General features: G+C 52.2%; 26 protein-coding genes. 21 read left to right on the forward strand and 5 right to left on the reverse strand.

The annotated features are described in order from the left end of the window. Positions 1-4: 4 nt before the first annotated feature. The 11 genes from IPG22_13435 (at position 5) to IPG22_13485 (ending at position 9,042) form a co-directional block, all read left to right on the forward strand. Positions 5-1,678: a cbb3-type cytochrome c oxidase subunit I gene (locus tag IPG22_13435; protein ID MBK6589288.1), complete on the forward strand. Its 1,674-nt coding sequence runs from the start codon at positions 5-7 to the stop codon at positions 1,676-1,678. A gap of 250 nt (positions 1,679-1,928) precedes the next feature. Then, on the forward strand, positions 1,929-2,639 hold the full coding sequence (locus tag IPG22_13440) for a cytochrome c oxidase subunit 3 (protein ID MBK6589289.1): 711 nt from the start codon (positions 1,929-1,931) through the stop codon (positions 2,637-2,639). A 21-nt stretch (positions 2,640-2,660) separates the two neighbouring features. After that, positions 2,661-2,987 carry a cytochrome C oxidase subunit IV family protein gene (locus IPG22_13445; GenBank protein MBK6589290.1) on the forward strand — a complete coding sequence of 109 codons (327 nt, stop codon included), beginning with the start codon at positions 2,661-2,663 and terminating at the stop codon, positions 2,985-2,987. A gap of 263 nt (positions 2,988-3,250) precedes the next feature. Then, on the forward strand, positions 3,251-4,249 hold the full coding sequence (locus IPG22_13450) for a hypothetical protein (GenBank protein MBK6589291.1): 999 nt from the start codon (positions 3,251-3,253) through the stop codon (positions 4,247-4,249). A gap of 10 nt (positions 4,250-4,259) precedes the next feature. Beyond that, positions 4,260-4,931 carry an ABC transporter ATP-binding protein gene (locus tag IPG22_13455; GenBank protein MBK6589292.1) on the forward strand — a complete coding sequence of 224 codons (672 nt, stop codon included), beginning with the start codon at positions 4,260-4,262 and terminating at the stop codon, positions 4,929-4,931. Positions 4,932-5,044: 113 nt separating this feature from the next. Further along, on the forward strand, positions 5,045-5,221 hold the full coding sequence (locus IPG22_13460) for a hypothetical protein (GenBank protein ID MBK6589293.1): 177 nt from the start codon (positions 5,045-5,047) through the stop codon (positions 5,219-5,221). A gap of 183 nt (positions 5,222-5,404) precedes the next feature. Then, a complete protein-coding gene (locus IPG22_13465) occupies positions 5,405-5,947 on the forward strand; it encodes an outer-membrane lipoprotein carrier protein LolA (protein ID MBK6589294.1) in 543 nt (180 codons plus the stop codon). Between the two features lie 34 nt (positions 5,948-5,981). After that, positions 5,982-7,007, forward strand: a complete 1,026-nt coding sequence (locus IPG22_13470) for a radical SAM protein (protein ID MBK6589295.1) — start codon at positions 5,982-5,984, stop codon at positions 7,005-7,007. 341 nt (positions 7,008-7,348) lie between these two features. Next, positions 7,349-7,717 carry a nuclear transport factor 2 family protein gene (locus IPG22_13475; GenBank protein MBK6589296.1) on the forward strand — a complete coding sequence of 123 codons (369 nt, stop codon included), beginning with the start codon at positions 7,349-7,351 and terminating at the stop codon, positions 7,715-7,717. A 24-nt stretch (positions 7,718-7,741) separates the two neighbouring features. Next, positions 7,742-8,323: an NAD(P)H-dependent oxidoreductase gene (locus IPG22_13480; protein ID MBK6589297.1), complete on the forward strand. Its 582-nt coding sequence runs from the start codon at positions 7,742-7,744 to the stop codon at positions 8,321-8,323. A 29-nt stretch (positions 8,324-8,352) separates the two neighbouring features. Next, a complete protein-coding gene (locus IPG22_13485) occupies positions 8,353-9,042 on the forward strand; it encodes a VIT family protein (protein MBK6589298.1) in 690 nt (229 codons plus the stop codon). A gap of 5 nt (positions 9,043-9,047) precedes the next feature. Here IPG22_13485 and pyk read toward each other — a convergent pair whose 3' ends face one another. From pyk to IPG22_13500, 3 genes are all read right to left on the reverse strand, one after another. Then, the gene (gene pyk / locus IPG22_13490; protein ID MBK6589299.1) at positions 9,048-10,496 is read right to left on the reverse strand and encodes a pyruvate kinase; all 1,449 of its coding nucleotides are present in this window, start codon (positions 10,494-10,496) and stop codon (positions 9,048-9,050) included. Between the two features lie 63 nt (positions 10,497-10,559). Beyond that, positions 10,560-12,512 (reverse strand): glycoside hydrolase family 15 protein, encoded by a 1,953-nt coding sequence (locus tag IPG22_13495; GenBank protein MBK6589300.1) that lies wholly within the window; start codon positions 12,510-12,512, stop codon positions 10,560-10,562. A gap of 10 nt (positions 12,513-12,522) precedes the next feature. Continuing rightward, entirely contained in the window at positions 12,523-13,095 is a 573-nt protein-coding gene (locus tag IPG22_13500; GenBank protein ID MBK6589301.1) for a TlpA family protein disulfide reductase, read from the reverse strand. Positions 13,096-13,223: 128 nt separating this feature from the next. Here IPG22_13500 and IPG22_13505 point away from each other — a divergent pair, with 128 nt between their 5' ends. The 10 genes from IPG22_13505 (at position 13,224) to IPG22_13550 (ending at position 23,332) form a co-directional block, all read left to right on the forward strand. Further along, a complete protein-coding gene (locus IPG22_13505) occupies positions 13,224-13,760 on the forward strand; it encodes a (2Fe-2S)-binding protein (protein MBK6589302.1) in 537 nt (178 codons plus the stop codon). Positions 13,761-13,880: 120 nt separating this feature from the next. Next, on the forward strand, positions 13,881-15,293 hold the full coding sequence (locus IPG22_13510) for an HlyC/CorC family transporter (protein ID MBK6589303.1): 1,413 nt from the start codon (positions 13,881-13,883) through the stop codon (positions 15,291-15,293). A 26-nt stretch (positions 15,294-15,319) separates the two neighbouring features. Continuing rightward, complete coding sequence (locus IPG22_13515) at positions 15,320-16,327, forward strand: hypothetical protein (protein ID MBK6589304.1); 1,008 nt, start codon at positions 15,320-15,322, stop codon at positions 16,325-16,327. A gap of 12 nt (positions 16,328-16,339) precedes the next feature. Next, positions 16,340-18,094, forward strand: coding sequence for a hypothetical protein (locus tag IPG22_13520; GenBank protein ID MBK6589305.1), 1,755 nt, complete (start codon positions 16,340-16,342; stop codon positions 18,092-18,094). After that, the gene (locus tag IPG22_13525) at positions 18,094-18,522 is read left to right on the forward strand and encodes a hypothetical protein (GenBank protein ID MBK6589306.1); all 429 of its coding nucleotides are present in this window, start codon (positions 18,094-18,096) and stop codon (positions 18,520-18,522) included. The genes IPG22_13520 and IPG22_13525 overlap by 1 nt, the downstream gene beginning before the upstream one ends. A gap of 37 nt (positions 18,523-18,559) precedes the next feature. Further along, entirely contained in the window at positions 18,560-19,846 is a 1,287-nt protein-coding gene (gene eno, locus IPG22_13530) for a phosphopyruvate hydratase (protein MBK6589307.1), read from the forward strand. A gap of 113 nt (positions 19,847-19,959) precedes the next feature. Continuing rightward, complete coding sequence (locus IPG22_13535; GenBank protein ID MBK6589308.1) at positions 19,960-20,490, forward strand: DNA topology modulation protein; 531 nt, start codon at positions 19,960-19,962, stop codon at positions 20,488-20,490. Beyond that, positions 20,471-20,902 carry a GNAT family N-acetyltransferase gene (locus tag IPG22_13540; GenBank protein MBK6589309.1) on the forward strand — a complete coding sequence of 144 codons (432 nt, stop codon included), beginning with the start codon at positions 20,471-20,473 and terminating at the stop codon, positions 20,900-20,902. Before IPG22_13535 ends, IPG22_13540 begins: the two co-directional genes overlap by 20 nt. Positions 20,903-21,040: 138 nt before the next feature. After that, on the forward strand, positions 21,041-22,585 hold the full coding sequence (locus IPG22_13545; protein MBK6589310.1) for a 2,3-bisphosphoglycerate-independent phosphoglycerate mutase: 1,545 nt from the start codon (positions 21,041-21,043) through the stop codon (positions 22,583-22,585). A gap of 126 nt (positions 22,586-22,711) precedes the next feature. Continuing rightward, entirely contained in the window at positions 22,712-23,332 is a 621-nt protein-coding gene (locus IPG22_13550) for a thymidine kinase (protein MBK6589311.1), read from the forward strand. Positions 23,333-23,631: 299 nt separating this feature from the next. Here IPG22_13550 and IPG22_13555 read toward each other — a convergent pair whose 3' ends face one another. Then, positions 23,632-24,285, reverse strand: coding sequence for a hypothetical protein (locus IPG22_13555; protein ID MBK6589312.1), 654 nt, complete (start codon positions 24,283-24,285; stop codon positions 23,632-23,634). Positions 24,286-24,360: 75 nt separating this feature from the next. After that, positions 24,361-25,227 carry a subclass B3 metallo-beta-lactamase gene (gene bla, locus IPG22_13560; protein MBK6589313.1) on the reverse strand — a complete coding sequence of 289 codons (867 nt, stop codon included), beginning with the start codon at positions 25,225-25,227 and terminating at the stop codon, positions 24,361-24,363. Positions 25,228-25,309: the final 82 nt, after the last annotated feature.

Genomic DNA, 25,309 nt, shown 5'->3' on the forward strand with positions numbered 1-25,309 from the left:
GACTATGCAAACGCAAGAAGCAATATCAGCAGGGTACGGAGCAGAAGCGAAGCCGAACTATTTGACCAATGGCTCGACACTGAAGTCGTGGCTGTTGACCAAGGATCATAAACGCATTGCGATCATGTACTTGATCTCAGTTTCAGCGTTCTTTTTGGCGGGTGGACTTTACGCCGCCACGATCCGGCTGGAACTTCTGACACCTGCCAGTGATCTCGTCGAATCAGCGACTTACAACAAGGTCTTCACTCAGCATGGTATCCTGATGATCTTTTTCTTCCTGATACCGTCAATCCCCGCAATTCTGGGTAACTTCCTATTGCCTCTGATGATCGGGGCAAAGGATCTTGCATTGCCGCGAGTGAATTTGCTGAGCCTCTATATTTATTGGGTCGCCGGTGGATTGGTGCTTTTTGCTCTGATGCAGGGCGGCGTTGATACTGGCTGGACCTTTTACGCACCGTACAGCACGACGTTTTCTAACTCGTACGTCATGCTCGTCGGACTCGGTATCTTTATCAATGGCTTTTCGTCGATCCTCACAGGGCTGAATTTTATCGTAACGATCCACACCATGCGTGCTCCGGGAATGACATGGTTCCGCATGCCGTTATTCGTCTGGGCCCATTACGCGACTAGTTTGGTGATGATCCTTGGAACTCCTGTGGTCGCGATCACCGTTCTGATGCTCGCACTCGAACGCCTCGGCCGCATCGGAATTTTCGATCCGACGATCGGGGGCGACCCGATCCTGTTCCAGCATCTTTTCTGGTTCTATTCTCACCCGGCCGTTTACATCATGATCTTGCCGGGCATGGGAGTCATATCGGAATTGATCTCTAATTTCTCGCGTAAAAAGGTTTTCGGTTACGAATTTATTGCCTTTTCATCGATCGCGATCGCAGTTTTTGGCTTCCTTGTTTGGGGCCATCATCTCTTTGTCAGTGGCCAGTCAATGTATGCCGGTTTGGTGTTCTCGTTCCTGACGATGGTGGTAGCCGTTCCTTCGGCGATCAAGATGTTTAACTGGACCGCGACGCTTTATAAAGGTTCGATCTCGTACGACACTCCAATGCTTTACGCGTTGGGTTTTATGGGCCTTTTCCTGATCGGCGGTTTGACGGGATTGTTTCTCGGATCGGTCGGTTTGACGGTGCATTTGACGGACACTTATTTTGTCGTTGCCCATTTCCATTACGTCATGGTCGGCGGACAGGTCATTGCTTATCTTGGCGGTATCCATTACTGGTGGCCTAAAATGACAGGCCGAATGTACTCCGAGTTTTGGGGCAAGATCTCTGCGATGCTTGTTTTCGTCGGTTTCAACCTCACATTCTTTCCGCAGTTCATTCTTGGATATCAGGGCATGCCTCGTCGCTATGCTTCGTATCCGGAGGAATTGCAGGTTCTCAATATTTTCTCGACGGCGGGAGCATCGGTTCTTGGTATCGGCCTCGTAATGCCGGTCATCTATCTGACCCATTCCTTGATCGCCGGAAAGAAGGCAGGAGATAATCCATGGATGCATCCGGGCCTCGAGTGGCGTACGAGTTCGCCGCCGCCTACTGAGAATTTTGAGCAGATGCCGGTTGTCACGTGGGAAGCTTACGAATTTGGCGAGGAGAGCGGGTTAGATCTCGATGAGGCAAGACGGCGCGACGCTGCTGTAACAGTCTAGGGATGTCGAAAAGGGCGGGACTGCGTTCCGCTCTCTCGAGAATCTCGTTTGAACTAACGATTAACTAATAATGTCGACACACTCAGAACATAGCGAACATCATCACCAGCCGGGTCTTCAGCATCAGTTCGAGGACATGGCCCAGCAGGAAGAGAGCGTCACCATTGCGATGTGGATGTTCCTCGTGCAGGAGATCATGTTCTTCGGCGGGCTATTCACGGCTTATCTCGTATTCCGTTCGAAATACCCGATGGCCTTTGCCGCCGGCAGTAATCACCTCGACGCTTTCTGGGGCGGCCTTAACACGATCGTTCTCATCGTCAGCAGTCTGACGATGGCTCTGACCGTTTATTACGCTCAAAGAGGCAACCGCAACATGCAGGTGATCATGATCGTGCTCACCATGTTGTTCGGTGCAACGTTCCTGGGCGTAAAGGCGATCGAATACACTGATAAGTTTAACCACGGTTTTGTGCCGGTTACTGGTTTGAATCGGAAAGCGAAAGCCGAGCACGCCGGAGAGCACGCTGCTACAGCGGAGAAGCCGTGTTGGGAAGTGGAACATGGTGCTGCGGCCGCGGAACATACTTACGTGAATCCGCACGGTGAGTTTCAGTGGACAGATTGTTCACTCGTAAAGCTGGCCCAGGATGGTAAGTTCCTTACCGACGCAGAAAAGATCGGTTATTTCTCGAACGGCGAGATAGACGCCAATAAGTTTCGCGACCGGGTTCGGATATTTTTCTGGATCTATTTTGTAATGACGGGGCTCCATGCTCTTCACATGATCATCGGGCTCGGGCTGATGGCGTGGTTGGGATACAAGGCTTTTCGCGGCACTTATAGCCGTGAATACTACATGCCCGTCGAAATGTCTGGTTTGTATTGGCACTTTGTCGATATTGTTTGGATTTTCCTGTTTCCGCTGCTTTATTTGCTCGGCAGGCACTTCATGCATTAAGGAGGGCATTAGGGAGAAGTTATGTCAACGGAACACCACGAAGATCATGACCACATGAATATACCGAAATACTTCGGTATTTTTGGGATACTTATTGTCGGAACGGTTCTGACATATTACGCCGCAACGGTGGATATGGACCACATATTTCCGGGTGCGAACACGCTCGTTGCGCTGCTGATCGCGTTCACGAAGATGACATTTGTTATGTTGTTTTTCATGCACGTATATTGGAGTAAGAAGATGATATGGCTCGCCGCCGTAGCCAGCTTCTTTTGGCTAGCGATCATGTTTGCGTATACGATGCAGGACTATCTGACGCGTAATTCTGGAGTCTTTACAGGTTGATAGGTTAGTTTTAAGGTTAATAAGACGCGGAATGAAGTGGTTTTTCACTTCGTTCCGCGTCTTTTGTTAGCTAGCGTAAGCAGTTTTGAAATGCTATTATTTTTCGTTTAAGCCTGTTCTGGCCTTACGGCGTGCCGTTACGTGGCAACGTAGTAAAGGAGTCGGCACATCAGACACGAATGAAGTATTTTCCGGGTAATTTATTGCGGCTCAGAGGGACTATTGCAGTTGCAGCCCTCTTTTTAATTGCAGGCTGCAACATCGTGAAGAAGGAGAGCAAGACGCCAACTCTGCTTCGAACTGAAACGGCCCAGCAGTCGGAGCTGATTAAAGAGATCAATCGCTTTGCACGTGTAGCTTCCATGCGAGCGAAGATGGATCTGAAATTTGAGGATAATTCATTCGCAGAGTTCGGATCGAAAGAGGCATATAGAAGTGCGGACGGTGAAGTTGTCGTTCAGCGGCCCGGTATGATCCTGCTGAAGGTTCAAGCTCCGTTTATCCGAACCGACATTGCTCAGATGACCTCAGATGGTGTTAATTTTCGCGTCGCGATCCTGAATGACGGCGGCTCGGGGAAATATAAGAAGTTCGTCAAAGGAACAAATGAGGCCGACTATTCCAAGCTGCAAAAGAATCTGAGTGCGGACGGGAATGGCAATGGAGATGCAAAGGCTGCCAAGGAAAGCGTTAACGCCTTCGCTAATCTTCGGCCGCAGCACTTTACTGATGCAATGCTGGTTCGCCCGACCGATGCGGCAAATGTATATACTCAAAGCAGCATATTCGAGATCGAGGATGACTATACTGTGAATAGTAAGTCTCCGATCCGTAAGGTTATGCGCGGATATTATCTTCTGGACGAATATTCGAAGCAGGAAAACGGTAGTTTAATGATCCTGCGTCGCTTTTGGTTTGACCGCGTCGGCGGCATCCGCCTTGCGAGGCAGCAGATCTTTGACAGGCAGGGCGAGATCGATTCGGATATTGTATACGGAAAAGAAGGGAAGTTGACCGAAACATCAGATTACCTGAATTTGCCGCTTGAGATACAGGTCACGCGCCCCAAGGAAAAGTATTCAATGAAACTGACCTATCAGACGCCGGAAGCGGTGACGATCGGGAAGAAATATCCGGAAACGGCGTTTGTGCTTCAGAATTCATGGAATCTCGAGGAGGTTGACCTCGATAAGAAACTTAGTGAGATAAAGGTCGATCAGCCGACCAGCAACGCCAGAACGGGCGTGACACGATATCAATAAAAACTGCCCGATGAAACCGATCCTACAGACCGTCGATCTAAAAAAATCCTATAAGGTTGGAAAGCTGGAAGTTCCGGTACTTCGGGGCCTGTCGATGGAGGTGAATGAGGGCGAATTCGTCGCGATCATGGGGCCGTCCGGCTGCGGCAAATCAACGCTGCTCCATCTGCTGGGCGGATTGCTAAGCCCGACGAGCGGCAGCATTCTGATCGACGGCGAAGACCTTGCGAAGGTCTCGGACGCTCAGCGTACGGATATTCGGCGGCGTAAAATAGGATTTGTTTTTCAGCGGTTCAACCTTTTCCCGACCCTTTCGGCAGAAGGGAATCTGAAGCTGGCGGAAAAGATCCATACAGGAAGCGGCAGTAAGAATTCCGACCGCCGCCGTGAGGTTTTGCGGCTGCTCAAGCTAGAGGATAAAATGCACCATAAGCCGCTTGAGCTTTCCGGCGGTGAGCAGCAGCGGGTCGCACTCGCAAGAGCTATCGTCAACGGCCCGGCGATAATTTTGGCGGACGAACCAACCGGAAATCTCGATACCGAGAATTCGCAGATCGTGCTTGAGATGTTTCGCGAGTTGAACGAAAAATTCAACCAGACCATCATCATGATCACTCACAACCCCGAGGCGGCCGAGGCTTGTTCGCGAACGATACAAATGCGGGACGGGCATATTGTGTAGGAACCGCCTGCGTAAGCGGGCGGATAGGGCTCGAGCAGCATTTTTGGATAGGCTTTAGTGGTTTCGTGAACGAGGGCGTACCCTCCGCTTACGCAGGGGATTCTGACACAAGTATGAAAAACGTGATCAACTGGAGCTATGAACGTGCCTCGTGGCAATGGGATCTGTTGTGCGTGCTCATCATGTGTTTCATCTTCCTTACGCCTAAAGAATGGTTCAACAGTAAAGAACCGGGAGCAACCCGACCGAAGGCTCAAGCCGTCCAAGTTGAGACGGGGAATGCTAGATAGTCGGTGGTCAAGGTTAATGTTATGAGAAGACTCTTTCGATATAGTCTGTTTGTTTTGACGGTGTTAGTTTTTGGGGTTTTTCTGTCCGCGAGAGAGGCATCTGCCCAAGGGATCTTGGGTCAAATCCTCAATCGGATGGAGAGCCACAACAAAACAATTGACACCGTCCAGGCGAATGTAACGATGAAAAAGTACAATCCGCAGCTGGACGCGACCGACACATACATCGGATCGACCAGCTATATCCCTGAATCAGCGAAGGTTGCCAAGGGCAAACGGTATATGCGACTGGATTGGGAGCAGCCGGCGGTGGAACAGGTCGCGATCATTGGCGACCAATACAAACTCTATAAAAAGAGCATTAACCAGCTCTACGTAGGCAAGGTCGAAAAGGCGAAAACATCAGCCGGAGCCGGCAACGCACTTGCTTTCATGAGTATGTCGAAAGAGCAGTTAAAGGCTAATTACGATGTCCAGTATATTGCGCAGGAGAATATTGAGGGCGGAATACCAACATGGCATCTTTTGTTGACGCCAAAAGCTGCTGGTAACTATAAGACCGCAGAGCTATGGGTGGACGGCAACGGAATGCCGCTTCAAGCGAAGGTGGTTGAACGGAACAACGATACGACAACTGTCACACTCTCAAATGTTCGCAAGAATCAGAAGATCGATCCTAAGATCTTTGATATAAACGTTAAAGGAGCGACTGTTGTTAAAGCCTAAGAGGTTCAACAAGTTGAACGGAACGATTTAAGTAATGCCAAAGGCAAGTAGTTTCAGCAGATTTACACGCGGTGTTAAGCACACCATCAAAGCGTTTGCTTCCACGAAGCATCCCGTATTGGTTCACATTGTGCCGATGCGTCGGTGTAACCTTGCCTGCACATACTGTAACGAATTCGACAAGACGAGCGATCCGGTGCCGATCGACGTGATGTTGCAGAGGATCGATAAACTGGCGGAGTTCGGCTCGTCGGTGATCACGATCTCTGGCGGCGAACCGATGATGCATCCTGAGATCTACGAGATCATTGATCGAATTCGCCATCACGGAATGATAGCCGGGCTGATCTCGAACGGCTATTATTTTCAGCCCGAAAAGGTCAAAAAATTGAACGAAGCGGGGCTCGATTACCTACAGATATCGATCGACAATGTAACGCCGGATGAAGTTTCGAAAAAGAGTTTGAAGGTGCTCGACGCTAAGCTCGTCAATCTGCAGCAGCACGCGAAATTTAAGGTAAACATCAATTCGGTAGTCGGCGGCGGTGTGGCAAATCCTGAGGAAGCTCTTATCATCGCCAACCGTGCCCGCGAGCTTGGGTTCTCATCGACGGTCGGGGTTATCCACGACGGGGATGGCCTGAACAAAGGGTTGACCGTTCGCGAGAAGGAAGTTTACAAAGAGATCAAGAGCAAAGGCCAAAGCTCGTACGCCCGATGGAACTGGTTCCAGGACGATCTCGTCGAAGGCAAAGAGTACGAATGGCGTTGCCGTGCCGGTGCTCGTTATCTGTATGTCGATGAATTCGGCATCGTAAATTGGTGTTCGCAGCAACGCGGCACGCCGGGAATTCCGCTTCTCGAATACACTCAGGCCGACATGGACCGCGAATATATCACCGAAAAATGGTGTGCCCCGACCTGCACGATCCAATGCGTCCACCAGGTTGGTCACCTCGACGCATGGCGCGACAAACAGATCTCGCTTTCCGACTACAACAAACGGAAAGGCGGCGGTTTGAAGAGCGAAACGGTTGCACAGGTTATTGGCTCTGACTAGTTAATGGTCCTGTATGGTTTGGGGGGGTTGCGGGGGGGCGGAAAAAAAAACCACCCACGCGGGGGGCGGGGGAAACCGGGGGGGAAAACGGGGGAAAGAAGCGGGGGGGGGGGGGGGGGGTGTGGGGGGGGGGTTGGTTCCGGGGGGGGGGAGGGCCCGCCCCCCCCCCCCCCCGGGGGGGGGGGGGGGGGGGGGGAGGGGGGGCGGGGGGGGGCCGGGGAGGGGGGGGGGGGGGTTCGGCGTGTCCGACGGGCATAATCGGTGCGATCCGTGGAGCAAAAAAGTTCAAATGATCGGTAGGAGAAACGACTATCGCGAACACTCTCGAGAAATGGCATAAAATGGTTGAAGACCACGACTTATCTGGTCTCGGATCGATCTTGGCCGATGACGCCGTATTTCATTCTCCAATAGTCCACACGCCGCAGGTCGGCAAAGCTCGTGTTCAGCCATATCTGACCGCCGCATTCCACGTTTTCCTGAATCCAACCTTTAAGTATGTTCGTGAGATCGTAAGCGAGAGCGATGCTGTGCTTGAATTTGTGGTGGAGATCGACGGCATTCAGGTAAATGGTGTAGATATGCTGAACTTCGATGAAGCCGGATTGATCAGCGAATTTAAGGTAATGATCCGTCCATTAAAAGCGGTGAACATCATTCATGAAAAGATGGGGGAGATGTTAGCTGCCCACGCCCAACGGAATAAATAGAACTGTTCGAGGAATTAACACGCCATGAGCGAAAGCAAACTATTCATTCCGACCATCCTCGGAACGCCGCGTAAAGATCGTGAAAGCGAAAACGTTGCGAAGTGGGTTTACTCGAAAATGCAGGATCGCGACGAAATTGAGTCGAAGTTTTTTGACGTACGCGATTTCGATCTGCCCCGAGACAATTACGGCACGGAGATCGGCTGCGATTTCCCCGAATGGCGTGATTCGATGGCACGAGCTGATGGGCTTGTGATCGTTACTCCCGAATACAATCACGGCTATCCCGGAGCGTTAAAGAGCGTCCTGGATCTGTTGTTGAAAGAGTACATTCACAAAGCCGTGGCGATCGTAGGAGTCTCTGCCGGTCCGTGGGGAGGAACCCGCGTGATCGAATCAATGGTTCCGATGGTCCGTGAATTGGGGCTCGTCGTAACGTTCTCGGATCTCAATTTCCCGTCAGTCAGAAGTAAGTTCGACGCCGACGGCAACCTTCTGGATCCGGCTTATGATAATCGCGTTAAAGGTTTTCTCGACGAACTCGTCTGGATGGCCGCGTCGCTGCGCTGGGGCCGCGAGAACCTTTCCTCAAAGCACCATCAATAGGTTATTCTAGAGCCTGGCAGGCAACTTGTATGGTTCATAACGAAATGCACCGCTCACACCGCGTCGGATGGCTCCGGGCGGCTGTTTTGGGTGCGAATGATGGTATTGTTTCGACGTCGTCGCTCGTCATTGGTGTTGCAGCGGCGGCCTCAGGCCACGAAGCGGTGATGCTGGCCGGCGTTGCCGGGCTCTTTGCCGGAGCGTTGTCGATGGCGGCGGGCGAATATGTGTCGGTCTATTCGCAGGCAGATACCGAAAAAGCTGATATCGAGCTTGAGAAGAAGCATTTGGAAGCGGAACCGGAATTTGAGCTTCGCGAACTTGCAGCAATTTATGAAGGCCGTGGGTTGACGTCCGAACTTGCCGCTGAAGTCGCCAATCAGTTGATGGCACATGATGCACTCGGCGCTCATACGAGAGATGAGCTCGGGATCTCGGAGATCACAACGGCTCGTCCGCTTCAGGCGGCGATTTTTTCCGCAGTGGCGTTTTCCGTCGGAGCGGCATTGCCGCTGGCTGTTACGTGGTTTTCGCCGTTCAACTTGATGATCACGCTGGTTGCAGTCAGCTCACTGATCTTTCTGGCATTGCTTGGAGCAGTCGCAGCTAAAGCAGGCGGAGCCGGAATGGTGAAGGGGTCGCTTCGAGTACTGTTTTGGGGAGCTATCGCCATGGCTGTCACAGCCGGCGTAGGCAAGCTTTTTGGAGCGGTAGTTTAGCGAGCTTAACGTCGCGGAACTCTTTCGCCGATGGTCAACACGATCACGGAACTAGAAAGTCCCAGCCCGGAAAGTCTGCCTGCCATCATGATCAGCGTCTCGCCGGCTTCTACAACCTCAGCATCCAGCAGGGTTTTTTCACCGGTCTCAAGCATTCCGTGGGTCGAATCACTTTTTTCATGCACAAAAGGCTTTACGCCCCAAATAAGCGAAAGCTGATTCCATGCGTCGACCGACTGAGTAAGTGCGTAGGTTTGCAGTCCGGATCGCACGGTCGATAGACGGCGTGCCATCAGGCCTGATTCGGTAAACACGGCTACCTTTTCGGTTAGCATCTCTTTCGCGGCGTATGCCGCAGCTTTACAAAGTGCCTGACTCGTACGGCCCGAGGGAGCCTGGGAGAACTTGACTGGCCGGCCGAGCTGCTCAGCCTTGATGGTTTCGGCAGAGTCGATTATGCGGACCATGGTTCGCACGGCTTCGACCGGGTAACGGCCGGACGCAGTTTCTGCGGAAAGCATGACTGCGTCCGTTCCATCCCATACCGCATTGGCGACGTCCGAAGCTTCGGCGCGGGTCGGAAATGGATTCTCGATCATCGATTGCAGCATCTGGGTCGCCGTTATAACGAACCTGTCATTGGCAACCGCTTTTTCAATAATGAGCTTCTGATAAACGGGAACAAGTTCGACGCTCGTCTCAACACCCAGGTCACCGCGAGCGACCATAACGCCATCGGTCGCCTCAATTATCGCATCCAGATTCTCGATCGCCTCGGCCTTCTCGATCTTTGCGACAAGCAAAGCCCGGCCGAGTTCTCGCTGGTTGAGATCCTTGATAAGCTTCTTGACCTCGATACAATCATCGGCTGTCCGAACGAACGAAAGAGCAATGTAATCAACTTTCTGTCCCATTGCCCATATGAGATCCGCATGATCCTTTTCGGTCATGGACGGGATAGACAGAGGCGTGTTGGGCAAATTTATGCCTTTGCGTTCGGCGAGAATTCCTCCCGTGACGACACGGCAGACCACATCAGTATCTGTCTTGGATTCCACCGTCAGGTCAATTGCCCCGTCATCAAGCAGAATTCGGGAGCCTGGCTCAACCGCCTGGGGTAGGTCAATAAAGTTGGTCCCCACTTCGCGGGTGTTTCCGATGACCTCGCGGGTAGTGAGCACGAACGCTTGCCCCTCGATCAATTCGATCGATTCGCCATTCTCTAATGTACGGGTGCGGATCTTCGGCCCTGATAGATCTACGAGGATCGAAAGAGGCTTTCCAAGTGCCGTCGCTGCTTCTCTGGCCAGGGCGATGGTCTCGGCGTGCTGCTCCTGCGTGCCGTGAGACATATTGATACGCACAGCGTTAAGGCCGGCGTTCAGCATTGTCTCGATAGTGATTCTCTGATTTGAAGACGGGCCGAGCGTGGCGAGTATCTTTGCTTTTCGCATTACTTTGATTTTATCGTAAAGTCCCGATCCTGCAAGGTGGAGTTAAGCGGATAACACCAAATGTCATTTCGCCTCGAAACTTTTTTTCTTACTCAAATATGAATTGACTGTCGCAATGAACGTCGAGTGTGACCAGGTTAGCGGGGATACCGAACGCGGCTCACCCGTTAGAGGGTCGATCTGTTCCGCCAGAACACCGGACGGCAATGCCCGATCGACGGTCCATTTCAAAATATTTAGAGCTTTGGCAAGGTCGCCCATTTCTTTTGCCGCCGCAATGTAATAATCAGCCAGCCACAGCGTGGTGATGATCCATGAATTTGGCGGAGACGGTTCGGCCCCGCGCATGTAGCCGTCGTTTTCGAAGCGAATGATGCCGCTTATTGCTGTGTCATTCAGCAGTTTTTCTCGAATCGCATCCATTGTACTGACGACTATGGGATCATCAGCCTCAAAACACCCGAGATAAAAGATCGCGTAAACTGAGGCGTCCAGTGTTGGATCCGGAGTGAACGATCCATCATCGTTTGCCGATATAGCCCGTAGAAAATGTCCAAGGTCAGTGCTGTACAGGCGTTCCCTCATCGCATCTACGATCTCATTTGAGGCTTGCTCGTATGAGGCTGTCCGGGTAGGATCACCGAAATCTCTAGCAAACTTGGCCGCAGCTCTTAATCCCGCAACGACCGTTGCACATGTGAAGGTATGGATGCCGAAGCGGTCCTCCCAAAGATTCCAGCTTGGCTTGGGAAGCTTGGTTACCGGATCGCGGTAGCCTTCAATGAAATCTGCACACCGTACGACCAACTTCTCATAGAGATCGCGAACGAGTATCTTGTCGGGATATATCTCGTGGTGTTCGCGAAGTGCCCATAATATCAGAGCGGTTTCATCTTCCTGAATCGGCACGAGCCGCTGTTTCCTATATCGGTCCCAGTGCGAATGCCAGCCCGAACCAACGCTACCGTCAGGATTATATTTTTGGAGGAAATATCCTCGATCTTCGACAATATTTCCGCACAACTCAAAGAACTTCTCCGAAAGATCAGGGTAACCTGCGAGGTCCAAGGCGTTCGCGACATAGGCTCCGTCCCGCGGCCAGAGGTAGCTGTAATGGTCGGTCGCACGATCTGTTACGTCATGATCGTTCGCAGCAATGATAGCTCCACCGTTGTCAGTTTGGGTCCGAATGATCAGTAAGCTTCGTTTATAAAGGTCCAGAACACTTTCCGGCAGTTCCGGATCGTCGATCTGTGGATCCCGGACCCAATGCCGCCAAAATCCTTCGGATTCGAGGAAATAGTTCGACGCTCCAAGGGTCAGTACATGATTGTTAAGCCCTGCAACCTCAAGCCGTGAAGTTCCGGCCGCTATCCAGTAGTAGAACTGAAACGTTCCGTTCGCCTCCAACCGATGATGCACGCCGACCGTGGAATCGACCGAGCCTTCCGTGATAGTGCCGCCATACAAATGCCCGTCTTCGGCATCTCGCCAGGTGCCTTCGTTGTTGCGAAACGCTTTGCGGCCGGTGGCAAATTCGTCGAAATGCGGAGAAGTATTTATCAGAAAATACCGGTGTTTTTTGTAGTGAACTAGAGCGAGCGTGTCGGGGTCATAAAATGCGGTGTCGCCGACCTTGTTTTCGTAGATGCGAAAATCATGATGTAGAAAGATCCGGATATCGCGGCCGCTACCTCTGGTATCAGATACGTGAACACGTCTTAGGTAGATGTTTTCGCGGCCGGCGACTGTATCGTTACATCTTATCTTGATGCCGAGTTTCTCATTTACCAGGGTCACGTCAGTAACGAGCGTGTCGGGGACGTATTTCAGGCTTCGGTCCCAGTCATCCGAGTAAACCCATGAGAATTCACCGTCTGCCCAAACTCCAAAACGAAACGGAAACCCTTCGGAATGATTCTCCTGGCCGACGTGTGGGTAGTAGATGTCGCGGATCTGGTATTTATCGTCGAAATTCACCAGCAAACTGCCGTTTCCGACCGGAATATCTCTCATTTAACTGGCGTTATTTCGAATTTACGGCTTGATCGACGGCGGCGTCAAGTTCTCTTTGGATCTGGTCGTTGAAGCCCACGATCTTTGTGACCATCCGTCCTTTTCGGTCGAAGATCGCGGTTTGCGGGATGTCGCTGCGTTCGGAAAAAATAAAATTGGAAAGAGCATCCTCAGGATAAGCAATCTCGTAATCGACCTTCGTGTTGGCGATAAATGCAGGGATCTTCGGGCGGTCCTCTTCACCGCCGACGTTAAGGCCGACAATGTGGAGGTTTTCCTTGCCGTATTTCGCGATCAGGGAATTAAGGTGCGGGATCTCGCGTTTGCATGGTTCGCAATAGGTTGCCCAGAAATCGAGGATAACGGCCTTGCCGGTCAGGTCAGACATCTTCTGAACCTTCTCATCCGAGTTCGTCCAGCTCATTTCCGAGAACGGTTTCGAGGGCGGCAGCGGAGCGTTGGTCGTCCGGCGGTCGTTTATCGAAACAGGCCTGTCGGAAACCGCTACGGGGGCCGCGGCAGGGCGGCAGCCGGAAAAGGCAAAAAGAGCGATAGTAAGTGAGCAAAATGCAGCCATCTTCATAGCAAATCAATCCTAAATCGTTAGCTTCAAATTGTAAAAGCGATAGCTGTTCGATTTACCTTTCGACATATTGAGATTACCATCAATTCGTGGCCTATCCATCCCGCATATCCTTTATTTTGGGCAATTTGCATTATACTAAGCCGGTTTCGGGAAATGCCGTGGGCTCGGACGCGAATTTCGGCTGCGGATCCTTTGTCAGATTTCATTTACAAATAGACGAGACACAAAAAACGGTCTCTCATGCGAGCTTTTCGTCGAACGGATGCGGATATATGCTCGCAGCTTCCGAGATCCTCGCTCGCGAAGTGTCCGGCAAAAAACTGGCCGACCTCCACGGTTTGGATCGTCACGTACTGACGGACCTGACCGTTTCTATGATCGGTGAGATCGCCCCCGAGCGAGGCAATTGTGTTGTGGCAGCGACAGCGGCCCTGGCAAATGCCTTCGCGGACTTCCGTTCGCGGCAGATCGAGGAATTTCGCGGGGAACAGGTTCTTATGTGCACGTGCTTCGGCGTGACCGAAGAGTCGATCGTCGAGGCGATCCAAACCGGTCGACTCGGAACGGTCGACCAGGTGGCGAACACAACAAATGCCGGCAGCGGCTGTGGTTCGTGCCGAATGCTTATACAGGAAATGCTCGACAATACGGATGGAGCATAGATCAATTTATGCTATACTTCTCAAATTCGATCCGGCGTTCTTAGGCCGGAAATTATCAGCCTGAAAAGGAGTGTTTTGCTGTCGGACAATACCGACAGATGTATTAATTTTTGATCCGCAATGGACGACCCTGCTAGTTTGCTTTTGCTTTTTGCTGCCGATATTGAGAGCGCGGCGGAAATGCCAACGCTTCTCTCCTCAATTCTTAAGATCCTACTCGTCATCTTTCTGGTCCTCGCGAACGGCTTTTTTGTTGCGAGCGAATTTGCGCTTGTCGCGGTCCGTAAATCGCGTATCGAGGCAATGGCGAGCGAAGGTGAGCCGGCCGCGGTTCGGCTGCTGGCGATGCTCAACAACTTAAGTGCGTATATCTCGGCAACGCAGTTGGGCATTACGCTCTCGTCGCTTGGGTTAGGTTGGGTTGGTGAACCGGCGATCGCGGCCTTGCTGGACCCGGTTCTCGTCAGCGTAGGGAATATGACCGGAGCTGCGTTCCTCACCTCCGGAGCGGTACTACATACGATCTCGTTTGCGATCTCATTTTCGATCATCACTTTTCTGCATATCGTTTTTGGCGAGTTAGCTCCAAAAACAGCGGCATTAGAGTTATCCGAAAAGGTCTCGTTTGTTGTTGCTGCTCCGCTGAGATTGTTTTACGTGATCTTCAGTTATCCGATACGAGCTCTCGACTGGACCGGCACCAAAACAGTTCGGCTCTTTGGGCTGAATGCATCGGGTGAACACGGCTCAAGTTATACCGAGGACGAGATCCGCGGACTGATCAAGCTATCCCAGGAAAGCGGCCATCTCAACGAAGAAGAGCAGCGATTGATCAATAAGGTCTTTGAATTTTCAGAAACGACCGTCAAAGAGGCGATGATACCGCGAACCGAGGTTATCGCTGTTCCGGAATCGAGTTCGCTGACCGAGATAGCCAGGCTTTTTGGCGAGAGCGGTTTTTCGCGATTACCGGTATATCGAGGCTCGCTCGACGACATAGCGGGCGTCATACACAGCAAGGACCTGGTCAGTTACGTCAATCGTCCAAAATCCTTCAAGATCGAAGAGATCATTATCAAGCCTAGTTATGTAGTCGACACTGCACGCCTCGAAGACGTCCTGCGGCAGATGCAGCGTGAAAAGTTCCATTTTGGCTTCGTCGTTGATGAGCACGGCGGTATCGAGGGGATAATCACGCTTGAAGATCTGCTCGAAGAGATCGTTGGCGACATCTCGGACGAGCATGACGAAGAGGTCAACGAACAGATCGATCCACAGCCCGACGGCAGCTGCCTGCTCGATGGCGGGCTCGCCGTTCGCGACCTGAACCGGCGGCTCGATATGAACATTCCGATCTCGGAAGGCTATACGACGATAGCGGGATTTCTAATGTCTGAAGCAGGGCAGATCTTATCGGAGGGGCAGACGGTTCCATATAATGGGCACGTTTTTACGATCGAAAAGGTTGAAAAGCATCGCGTAATCCAGATCAGGATGCAAAAAAACGGCTCGGAAAGTGACATCGACGGCTGATCCCGTCAAAATCTCGTTTCAAGACCATGAAAAATCACGCACTGACCTTTTTGATCACGGGTACGGTTTTGATCGCCGCAACCCTCGGCTGCGGCGGAATGAAGAGTGAGCCTGATTGGACGAAAAGCAAGCGGATCGCAGGCAAGGACAAAGGCCTGTCGCATGTGTCCGGGCTCGTCGTTGACGAAAAATTTGCCTATGTCGTCATTGGCGGAACCGTCGCCGATCAGAACGAAGGCCACAGCGGACTTCGGCGTGTGGATCTGCAAACGGGCGAGGTTTCGTCGATCGATGATGGCAAGAGCATTCCCCAATCGGAGAATGGCGGAATCGCCCAGGATGATAAGTTCATTTACTGGAACGCCGCCGGAAAGATCTGGCGTGCATCAAAATCCGGCGGAACGCCCGAGGCGATAGTCAGCGAAAACGTCGGGATCGGCATCGACATGGCGGTCGATAATGAGAAAATTTACTGGATGAATCACGGATACTATTCGGCAGGCCAGCAATCAGTTCCGAAGCCGGTTTTTGTTGCCCCGAAAACGGGCGGAAAGGTTGAGATATTTACCGACAATCAAAATATCCCGCACAGTCTGGTCGTCGACGAAAAATTCATCTACTGGCACACCTCGACCGCTCTGATGAAACAGCCGAAATCAGGCGGAACGCCACAGGCAGTCTACACGCCGCCCGACGGAGCAGGCCTCGATGAACTGTCACAGGATGCCGAAAATCTGTATTTTGGCTTTAGAGCCAAAGGCGACTCGCGGTGGGCACTGATGAAGGTTTCTAAGCAAGGCGGCGAACCAACTACTTTCGTGAAAAGATTCTCACTCTATCCGCTGGCCGTAGATGACAAAGCTGTCTATTTTTTTGATGAAGGCTCGTTGACGAACAACTCGCTCTGCAAGGTCGCAAAAACCGGAGGCGAAGTCGCGATACTGGATTCAGGTTACACCAGTGGAGCCATCGCCCTTGGCGGAGCGAATGTATATTTCGCGAGCCTCGACGATATCTTTAGTATCTCAAAATAAGTAAAAACGACGGTGAAACACAACCTGCTGACAAAATCGATCGTGGTCACGGGATTCATTTTGTTTGTCGTGGCGGTGAGTGTCTATGCTCTTCGCGGTCGATACGTCGGTATCCGGGAAGGTAAGGCCGATGCGAATTACATTAGGTCCACTGATTGCCGCACTTGTCACGAAGACCATTTCGCATCCTGGCGAAAAACGCATCACAGCCGAATGACGCAGGATATCACCGTCGGCACTGTTCAGGGCGATTTCGAAAAGCAGAACACGCTCGATTACCTTGGCGTCAAAGCAAAAATGGAAAAGCGTCCGACGGGCTTTTTCATGAATTTTGCATATGCTGACGGGAAAACGGAATCGTTCAAGATCGAGCGGACGGTCGGTTCGCGGCGGATAGAGCAGTACGTGGCGAAGCAGAATGGCCAGTATTTTCGCCTACCTGTAGCGTACGACCTGATGAACAAGCGCTGGATGAGCCTCAACGGCTCCTTCTTTTATCCGGACGGCGATAATTACAAACAGCATTTCACGCAATGGGACACGAACTGCGTTTTCTGCCACAACGTAAAGGCCCAGCCGAATTACAATTTCGATACGAAACTTTCCAGAACCGAGGTCAGCGAACTCGGCATCGCCTGCGGAGCCTGTCATGCGCAGGGTGCCGAACACGCGGAGGCGGCACGATCGCCACTGACACGGGCTTTGTGGCGAGCGAATGCAAATTCTGACACGAAGATCGTCGATCCGCTCGAGCTCGATTCCGACCGTTCGATGATGGTCTGCGGACATTGCCATGGACAGCGTGTTCCTGAGCCATTTGATCGAATTCGTGAGATCCTGGGCAAGGGCGACCCATTCGATGCGGGCGGTGATCTCTCGAAATACTATCGTCCCGTTCACGCAGATACCTCGATCGGAGAGCTGTCGTTTGCCAATCGTTTCTGGTCGGATGGCTCTCCGCGGCTCACCGCATACGAATATCAAGGTGTCACCGGCTCAGCCTGTTTTCTCAAGGGTGAAAAAGGGAAACGGATCACATGCACCAGCTGCCACACGATGCACGAGGGCGACATCAAAGGCCAGATCACCGAAGAAAAACGCACGAACGTAGCCTGCACGCAATGTCACACGCAGCTGCGTGACGAAACCGCTCTGAAAACGCACACGAAGCATGAGATCAATTCGGCAGGAAGCAGCTGCTACTCTTGCCACATGCCCGAGGTTATTTACGGCGTTCAGGCGATCCACAAAACGCATTTGATCACGGTGCCGAACCCGAGCTTGACCATCGAAAAAAGCGTTCCAAACGCGTGTAATCAATGCCACGTGGACCGCTCGGCCAATTGGGCGGTCGATCAGGCGAAAGCACTGTGGCCGTCTAGATATGATACGACAACGGCTTCGAAGGACAGCCAGTTCGACACGCCGGAAGGTGTTCGGGGGCTTTTCGGAGGCGATGCTTTGACTCGGGCTTTGATGGCGGATGCGTTGACAAAACACGCAGACCCGAAATGGGCGGCTGGATTTTTGATCGAGGCGTTTGCAGGTGATAATTATCCAGTAGTTAGATATTTTGCTGCTAACGGCATCGCGGCAGGCAACAGCTCGATCACAAAGCCCGACTATCTGGCAACCGAAAGTGCGAGAACCAGCCAGATCAGACCGTGGATAGATTCGATCGACGCGGCCCGAATGGCCGAAATTAAACATACTGCTCTCGATCTGCGAAAAAAACGAAAAGATGTCGATCTGGAGGTCGGTGAATAGTGGCTGAAAACGAGGAAAAACCGGCAGCATCATTCGGGATCGCGAAGCAGGCGTGGTTCGGCTTGGCGTTTTGGATGGCGTTTGGGTTGCTTGTCGAAGGGCTGATCGGCTTTCGTTCGCCGGCATACTTGCAGGATCCGGTTCGCCGCGAGGTTTTTCGGCTTGCTCACGCACATGGAACCCTGCTGAGCATTTTGCTGCTTGTTGTTAATCTGTACATACAGAAAGGCCTGGCCGCACCGCCGAATCTTGGCGTTTTGCTTCTGCGGATCGGAGTCCTCGTAATGCCGATAGGGTTTCTGCTTGGCGGCATCTGGCATTTTGAGAGCGATCCGGGAATCGGGATATTTTTTGCTCCGATCGGCGGTGTTTTGGTGGTTTTCGGCGTTGTTGCTTTAGCCCTCTCCAGCCGCGATAAGGTACGATAACTATTTGCTTTTATACATCTACAGGAGTCTTTAACTAATGAGCATCATTGAACAGGTATGGGCGCGGGAAATAATGGATTCGCGCGGTAATCCGACTATCGAGGCGGAAGTTATTTTGGAAGACGGGACGACGGGCCGTGCGGCGGTTCCGAGCGGCGCTTCGACCGGTGAGAACGAAGCTGTCGAGCTGCGTGACGGCGATATGCACCGTTATATGGGCAAAGGCGTTCTCAACGCGGTTGCCAACGTCAACGACAAGATCAGCCGCGAGGTCGAAGGGCTCGATTGCCTTGATCAAACGCTTATCGATCAAACGATGATCGACTTTGACGGCACTGAGACGAAGTCGAAGCTTGGTGCGAACGCGATCCTCGCTGTCTCACTCGCTAACGCCCGCGCGGCGGCCGCGTTCCAGGAAATGCCGCTCTATCGCTACATCGGCGGCACGAACGCCAAAACGCTGCCCGTCCCGATGATGAACATCCTCAACGGCGGTGCTCATGCGGATAATAACGTAGATTTTCAGGAATTCATGGTGATGCCGGTCGGTGCGGAGAGCTTTTCTGAGGCTTTGCGGACGGGTGCCGAGATCTTTCATAATCTAAAGGCGGTTCTTAAAGCACGCGGTTATTCCACAAGCGTGGGCGACGAAGGCGGTTTTGCACCGAACCTGAAATCGAACGAAGAAGCCGTCGAGACCATTCTCGAGGCGATCGAGAAAGCCGGTTACAAAGCGGGCGAAAACGTCAAGCTCGCGCTCGATCCCGCATCGAGCGAGTTTTATAAGGAAGGCAAATACGTTTTCAAAAAGAGCGATAAACGCGAGCTTTCCTCCGACGAAATGGCCGCGTATTGGGAAGATTGGTGCATAAAATACCCGATCATCTCGATCGAAGACGGAATGGCCGAGAACGATTGGGACGGTTGGGTAAATCTCAGCGGCCGCATCGGCAAAACCGTGCAGATCGTGGGCGATGACCTGTTCGTGACCAATACAAAGTTTCTGCAAAAGGGAATCGAAGTCGGTGCGGCAAACTCGATCCTGATAAAGGTCAATCAGATCGGCACGCTCACGGAAACGCTTGATGCGATCGAGCTTGCCCGCACAAACAACATGACCGCCGTCATCTCGCATCGCTCGGGCGAAACTGAAGACAATTTCATCGCCGACCTTGCGGTCGCAACCAACGCCGGGCAGATCAAGACAGGAAGCCTTTGCCGCTCGGACCGTATCGCGAAATACAACCAGCTGCTGAGGATCGAAGAAGACCTCGATTCGTCGGCCAGGTATCCGGGACGGAAAGCGTTTTATCAGCTGAGGTAATGCCCTATTTGCCCCGCTTATGGATTTGCAGGGATGAAATAGATAAATGGGATAACGAAAAGTTGATCCTTTTTATCCTCTTCATCCCTGTTCCACGTTTAAGAAATCGGCGTATGAAAAAGATCATCGTCATCGGCTCTGGCGGGGCAGGAAAATCGACGTTCTCCCGGCGGCTGGGCGATGCTCTCGGCATTCCCGTCATACATCTCGATCAGCTCTATTGGCGGCCGAATTGGGACAAAATGCCAAAGCCCGATTGGGAAGCGACTGTTGCCGAACTCGTAAAAGGCCATTCGTGGATAATGGATGGTAACTTCGGCGGAACCCGGGAAATGCGTATGCGGGCGGCCGATACAATTATTTTTCTTGATGTACCAAGACGCATCTGTCTGTATAGAGCGATCAAGCGGGCACTAAAATATCGGGGAACGAACCGTCCTGATATGGCCGAGGGCTGTAACGAAAAGCTCGACCTCGAGTTCATCGGCTGGGTTTGGAACTATCCAGGGCGGGCGCGAAAAAGGATCATTGACGAGATGAAGGAATTTCCGGACAAGCGTTTTGTGACGCTTCGTTCATCCTCTGAAATTGACCTTTTCTTCGAACGGATAAAAAATCAGTCATATGGAATGGACCAAAGATGAATTTCTGATCACAACCGCAAAAGGTCGGCTCAATATCGATGTTATCCAGTCTTTTCTTCAGAACGACTCCTACTGGGCGCAAACTCGCACGATCGAACAGACCAGGACTGCGATCGACAACTCCATCTGCTTCGGCCTTTTTGACGGCGAGAGGCAGATAGGATTTGCCCGTGTGGTTAGCGACTGCGCGACTTTTGCATATATCGGCGATGTGTTTGTGATCAACGAATATCGCGGTCGCGGGCTTAGCAAATGGCTGATGGAGGTCATTGTTTCTCATCCCGACCTGCAAGGTTTGCGGCGCTGGGTTTTGGCTACTCGTGATGCTCATGGGCTGTATGCTCAGTACGATTTTAACCCGCTGGTTCACCCCGACCGCTGGATGGAGCGAACGGCTCCGGACGCATACTGAACCTCGAAAGAAAGTCTTGCTTTTACCTGACCCGTTCAAGTTATAATTGTTGTTGACGCTTCTATAGCGGAATAGGGTTTCACGCTTCGTATTCTCGCCCATTTTATCTTCGCGTCATGGGGTTTTCTAGCATAGTTCATGTCAACTAAGTCGAATATTAGGCGGCCGGTCGCACTCGTCATTCTGGATGGCTGGGGCTACGCTCCGCGTACCGAGGGCAATGCGATCGCGATCGCTCACACGCCATATTACGACCAGATCTGCAGCAGCTACCCGATGACGACGCTCGCGGCGGCGGGCGAGAAGGTCGGCCAAACTGGCGACCAACCTGGCAATGCCGAGGTCGGACATCTCAACATCGGAACCGGCCGGGCCGCTCAAACCGAGATCGCGAGAATTCAGAAGGCTATAACGTCGGGCGAGTTCATGGAGAATCCGGTCCTGAATCGGGCTTACGCAAGAGCCAAGGAAAACGGCTGTGCGGTCCATCTGATCGGCCTTCTAAGCGACGGCGGAGTTCATTCATCGACTGAGAATCTTTTTGCGTGCGTACGCTTAGCCAAGAAACACGGGCTGAAAGACGTTTTTATCCATTGTATCCTCGACGGCGTCGATGTTCCCGAACGTACCGCCGACATTTACGTTGAGGCCCTCGAAATTAAACTTGCTGACATCGGCCTCGGGCGGATCGCGACACTTTGCGGCCGCTTTTTTGCGATGGACGCGAACGAGAAATGGGAGCGCACCGCTCGAGCCTTCACTATGCTCGTCCACGCCGAAGGCGAGCGTTCGCACGATGCCGTAACCGCTATCCGCAACTCGTTCCTGCGCGGCATCTCTGATGAATTCATCTCGCCGATCGTTATCGAAACCGCTCCGGATGTTCCGATGGCGACCGTCAAGAATGGCGATCTCGTTGTATTTTTCAATCACCGGCCTGACACGATGCGGCAGCTCGTGCGTTCGCTTTGCATCCCGGAGGGGGCGAGCGGAGCAAAACCAGTCGTCGATACCGTTTGCTTGACCGAATACGATCGCGGTTTCAACCTTCCGGCGGCGTTCAGACAGGAGCCGGAGGTCAATACGCTGACCGACGTTCTATCCGCTTCGCAGATACCGAATATTAAGATCACCGAGGTCTCAAGAGCTCCGCATCTGACATATTTCTTCGACGGCGGCAACGAGGCGGCACAGGCGTCTGAACAGGAGCTGATCGTCAGCAGCAGGCTGCCGTCTGCCGAGGTTTATCCGGAATCACAGAGCTTTAAGATAACCGACAAATTTCGCGAGGGTGTTGAGGCTGCGCCGAATGGATTTTTTGTGGTCAACATCCCGGCAGCAGATATGATGGCTGAAACGGGAGATCTCAATAAAACGGTTTCGGCGATCCAATACATTGATACGTGCCTCGGGGGCATTTGCGATACGGTTCGTGAGGCGGGTGGCATCGTCATGATCACCTCAACGCACGGCAATTGCGAGGAGATGATCCACGCGGAAAGCGGAGAGCCAAACCCGTTGCCGACCGCCAATTCGGTCCCATTCCACCTTGTCGATGATAAGGCAGGAAATATGCGGCTTTTTGAAGGCGGTTCTCTTGCAGATATTGCGCCAACGATACTTGGGGTTCTCGATATCGAGAAGCCTGCCGAGATGACGGGCAAAGACCTCAGATGTACCTAAAATTCGCCGATCTTTGATCCCCCTCAACTTAGTTCCTGGATAAAAAAAGAATCAGCTATTCGCGCTTTTCTGTTGCGGGGATTTTTACCTATAATTGTGTCTCCACGTTAACTAAAACGAGCAATTATGGTAGAAGAATTTGCGTTCGACAATGCTGACGAACGCCGAAAAGTGCGTCAAAACGGGACCGGTTGGATCGAGGTGATCGCGGGCTCAATGTTCTCAGGCAAGTCTGAGGAACTTATCCGCCGTCTGAAGCGGGCGAGGATCGCGCGGCAGAAGGTGCAGGTTTTCAAGCCGGCGATCGACGCCCGCTATTCGGTCGAGGAGATAGCTTCCCACTCCGGGCACAAACACGATTCGATCCCGGTTGCGAATACTGCCGAGATGATGTCGCACGTAAAAGAAGACACCGAGGTGATCGGGATCGACGAAGGCCAGTTTTTCGACATGGCGATCCTTGAAGCTGTAAACGGCTTGGCAGAAAGCGGGATCCGCGTGATCATCGCCGGGCTGGACCAGGACTACACGGGCCGGCCGTTCGAGCCGATGCCGCAGCTGCTTTCGATCGCCGAGTTTATCACTAAAACCCACGCCATTTGTGTAAAGTGCGGCTCGACCGCCAACTACTCGCAGCGAACCGTCGAATCGGACGCCCGCGTTGAGGTCGGTGCCGCCGACAAATACGAGGCACGCTGCCGGCAGTGTTTCGTTCCGCATGCTGATGCTCCGACGCTGCACGAATAAGCGTTTTTTGGGGGAAGAATTTTGTGCAGATCGAAAAAGCCGCGACAAAAGTGTGAATCGATTCACACTTTGCGTGAAAACCCGACAAACAGTGCGTTTTAGCGGGTAAAAGCTACGATTGGTCGAGGTGGTTTCAGGCTTTGTCGGCTCGAAATGGCCTGATTGGTAGAGGTAAAGCGAAGATTGGTCGAAGGTCTTTCGTGAAAAAGTACTCTACCAATTTTTTTCGTCCTGCGAATGAAAATCGGCTGCCCGAAATAATTGAATTTCGGGCAGCCAAAAGTTTGTTTGCCGGCTGATTACTTCACCGCCTTCATCGAATAAAGGATCGCCGGGAAATCGTCGGTGTGCTTTCCGAAGTTCGAGCCTTTGGTCGAGGTCATGACGTTTAGCTGCTGCGTCTGGCCGAGGTATTTGCGGTAGGCGATCCACTGGTGCCGCCTCGGATCGTCCTTACCCTCGGGCGGTGCTTCGACAAACTCAACGCCGACTATCCCATCGATATCGACCATTTTAACCGATTCGTACTTGCCGTTTTTAAGCTGCTGCATGGCCTGGTCATAGTATGCCTTGAGGCTGATGTCCATCGGGAAGCTGTCGCCGAGCGTTGAGATATTCACGAGCAAAAATGCGTTATCGGGCGAGCTGTAGTTAAAGCCGTCCTTGGTGACCGACATCTTCTTCCAGCCGGCAGGCAGTTTCCACGAGAGGCCTTGATCGTCCCATTTTGTCTCGGTACCGCCGTCGATGACCGCTTGCTGCGTCACTGACGGTTTCGCTTTTTCAGCGGTTGGAGCTGCATTTGTATTCGGCGGAGCGGTGCCGTTCGAATTATTGCTGGAGACGTTGGAGTTACTTGCCGGGCCGCCGGACAAACCCTTGAGCTTATCCTGCAGGCCGCAGAATGTGAGGGCAAACGATAAGACGCCGAATGCGAGCAATGATTTCATCATATTAATTTCTCCTCGAAGTGGTTTAAGTTGCCCTATTGTTATCGGAAATCGCAAAAAATGCAATCGACGTTACTATTATGGGCTGACGGCTTTCTTTTGTTCTGCAAGTTTGGCCCGATGAGCTTTCTCTGCGTCCGCGGCGTATTTTCCGAATTCATCTGAATCGATAAATGGATTTGGCTCACGCCTGGCCCTTATCTTTTCTGCCTTTTCAAACAGGTCGAAAAATGATCCGTGTGACGCGAGGAAAACATCCGGCTTGAGCGTTTTCATCACGGCGAAGGTTTTTTCGTAATCGGCGACGATGTCCGGATAGTTTTTATTGCCGAAGAATTTATAGCCGGGGCTTGAGGCACTGCCCCAGAACAGAACCTTGTACTTACGGCCTTTTTCGGTCACGGTGTATTCCCACGCCGTGCAGCCTTTCGTGTGGCCGGGTGTGAAGATCGCGGTCAGCGTGGCTCCACCGAGCGAGATCTTTTCGCGGTTCTGAATGACGCGATCGACCTTAATCGGTTCATAAGAAAGTTCATCGCCCCAGGTGAAATCGTTTTTCCCGCCGTCCTCGATCATAACCTTGTCGAGCGGGCTCGCTATCATTTTTGCACCGCTCAGGCGCTTAAGCTCGGCAAATCCACCGGCGTGGTCAAAATGTGCCTGCGTGTTGACCATCAGCCTGATCTCCTCGGGTTTGAAACCGAGCGTGCGGATATTTTTGATGATCTGCGGAGCAGTTTGTGGAAAACCGGCGTCAACCAGAATGTGGCCCTTTGGCGTTACGATCAAAAACGAAGTGACCTCAGACGCTCCAACATAATATACGTTCCCAATGATCCGAAACGGCTCGACCGGCATATTAGACCGGCGGTCGTCTTCGGACTTTTGGGCGAAGATGCTCACAAATGAAAGAGCGAGGAAGAAAAGCGATACAAGGAATTTCATATCGAAAGAATATGCACAAGCCCACGCGTAAGCAAGGGCGGATCAGTCAGCGCAAGCTATTTGAATGAGTTTTATGCCCAAC

The sequence above is a fragment of the Acidobacteriota bacterium genome, assembly GCA_016703965.1.
Taxonomy (GTDB): domain Bacteria; phylum Acidobacteriota; class Blastocatellia; order Pyrinomonadales; family Pyrinomonadaceae; genus OLB17.